The organism is Stenotrophomonas sp. 2YAF22 (assembly GCF_052114665.1).
GTDB classification, from domain to species: domain Bacteria; phylum Pseudomonadota; class Gammaproteobacteria; order Xanthomonadales; family Xanthomonadaceae; genus Stenotrophomonas; species Stenotrophomonas indicatrix.
Genome location: NZ_JBFRFE010000715.1, coordinates 1 through 1,970, shown reverse-complemented (window position 1 = coordinate 1,970; position 1,970 = coordinate 1). Strand labels below are relative to the sequence as shown.

Sequence of the window (1,970 nt, the reverse complement as noted above, 5' to 3'; positions counted from 1 at the left end):
GGATGCTGCGGAGGGTTCATGAGGCTGCCGGCCAGCGGCCGGCACTACCGSTATCSGTCAACCCGCGTTGCGCGGCTTGCGTGTGCGTTTGGGTTTTGCTGCATCACCGCCGCTGGCGGCACCATCCTGCAACGCCTGCAGCCACGACAGCGTATCGACATAGTCGATGAAGTGGCGCAGATACCCGGGGCTGGTCGCCTGCATCGTGTCCAGCATGCGCTGCACCAGCACTGCCGAGTTCAGTGGGCCGCCGTCGGCGGGGGCCTCGGTGCGCAGCGAGCGGCGCACCTGCAGTTCGCTGCGCAGCTCGGACCACTCGCGGCGCACGTCGTCCAGCATCGGCACCTGCGGGTAGTGCAGCAGCGATCGCGACCCGCTGTCGAGGTCGCGCACCAGGGCACGCAATCCCTCCAAAGGCAAGGACTCAGCTGCCATTGCCGTTCTTCTCGCCCGGCGCAGCAGCCTTGGGCTTGGGAATCGGCGCGATCTCCACACGGCGGTTGCGCGCGCGGCCATCTTCGTTGGCATTGGAGCTGACCGGCTGCTCGCTGCCGAACGCCGCGGCGAACACCGCATCGGCCGGTACGCCGTCGGCGATCAGGGTACGGGTCACCGTCAGCGAGCGCTGCGCGGACAGCTCCCAGTTGTCGGCGAAGCGGCGGTTGCCTTCCCGCACCGGTGCGTCATCGGTGAAACCGCTGACCATCAGGATCTCTTCGCGCGTGCCGAGATAGGCCGCCAGCGGCGCGGCCAGGCTGCGCAGCAGTTCCTGGCCTTCCGGCTGCAGCTGGTCCGAGTTCAGCGCGAACAGCACGCTGCCGCTGATGCCGATGCGGCCATTCACCAGCGTCACCCGGCCGGCGGCGAGCGGGCCGGCCAGCGCCTGTTCCAGCGTCTGCAGACGCTTGGCTTCGGCCTGGCGCTGCTTGACCTCCTGGTCCAGGCGCTGCGACAACTCCAGCTGCACGGCGACCACGCCGACCAGGATCAGCACGAACGCGCCCAGCAGCACCGACATCAGATCGCCGAATGCCGCCCAGATCGGGGCGTGTGAGCCGCCGTCGACCTCCAGCTCGTCGCTCATGCGCTGCCGGCCTTGCCGCGGCGCGCGGCCAGCTGCTGCAGTTCTTCCATCACTTGTTTCTGTGACAGCAGGCTGAGGTCGACCACCTCGCGCGCCTGCGCCACGTAGTACGCCAACTGCTCATCGCTGCGCGCCAGCGAGGCGTCCAGCGCACCGCCAATCTGCTCCAGGCGTCCGGAGAGCTCTGCCGAAGCGGTGCCGAACTGCTCGACGGCAGAACCGAAGGTGCCGGCCAGCTGGCCCACTTCACCGGCACTGCCATTGAGCAACGCGGCGATGCCATCGAGCTTGCCGGTCTCGGCCGCGATATGGTCGCTGAAACGGTTACCGACGCGTTCCAGCAGTTCGGCCGAGCCTCCGACCAGTGCATCCACAGCGGTGCGCTGCTCGTGCGAGGCGTGGTTGATCGCGTCCAGCAGGGTCTGCACGGTGGCCAGCAGGTGGCCGCGTTCTTCCAGCATCTTGTTGTCGCGCACCAGGCTTTCGGACAGGGTGCTGCGCAGTTCGTTGATGACCTCGGCGGCTGCCTTCGGTGCTGCGGCCGCAGTCTGCAGCAGGGTGGACACTTCGGCCAGCGTGGCGCTGGCCTGGGCACGGCCGTTCTCGCCGATCTGCTGCGCGGTCTGTGCCAACGTGTCGCAGACCTGCTGCTGCTGTTCGGCAAGGCGCTGGCCATTGGCCTGCAGGCGCTCGGCGAGATCGGCCGAAACGCTCTGCAACGCATCGCTCCAGCGCTGCAGGCGCTGTTCGTCGCCTGCCAGTAGCTGGGCCTGCAACGCCGCGTGCGCCTGCTGCAGCTCGGTACTTACCGCGTCCCAACGCAGCTGGCGCTGCTGTTCGCGTGCATCCAGGCCCGCCTGCAGTTCGGCATGCGCCGTGGCGGTGG

The 1,970-nt window shown here is 68.4% G+C and carries 2 protein-coding genes and 1 pseudogene; all 3 read right to left on the bottom strand.

Translation table 11 applies throughout. The features are described 5' to 3' along the window. Positions 1-57: 57 nt before the first annotated feature. Complete coding sequence (locus AB4Y84_RS20320; RefSeq protein WP_442244867.1) at positions 58-435, bottom strand: DUF2894 domain-containing protein; 378 nt, start codon at positions 433-435, stop codon at positions 58-60. Next, the gene (locus tag AB4Y84_RS20315) at positions 425-1,084 is read right to left on the bottom strand and encodes an OmpA family protein (RefSeq protein ID WP_025874313.1); all 660 of its coding nucleotides are present in this window, start codon (positions 1,082-1,084) and stop codon (positions 425-427) included. The genes AB4Y84_RS20320 and AB4Y84_RS20315 overlap by 11 nt, the downstream gene beginning before the upstream one ends. Then, positions 1,081-1,970: pseudogene (locus AB4Y84_RS20310) on the bottom strand (DUF802 domain-containing protein); the annotation flags it as partial. The gene AB4Y84_RS20315 and the pseudogene AB4Y84_RS20310, both read right to left, overlap by 4 nt.

What these genes read in the sequence shown, in the direction of transcription:
- AB4Y84_RS20320 (WP_442244867.1), bottom strand. Translation starts at nt 435, where the DNA reads ATGGCAGCTGAGTCCTTGCCTTTGGAGGGATTGCGTGCCCTGGTGCGC.
- AB4Y84_RS20315 (WP_025874313.1), bottom strand. Translation starts at nt 1,084, where the DNA reads ATGAGCGACGAGCTGGAGGTCGACGGCGGCTCACACGCCCCGATCTGG.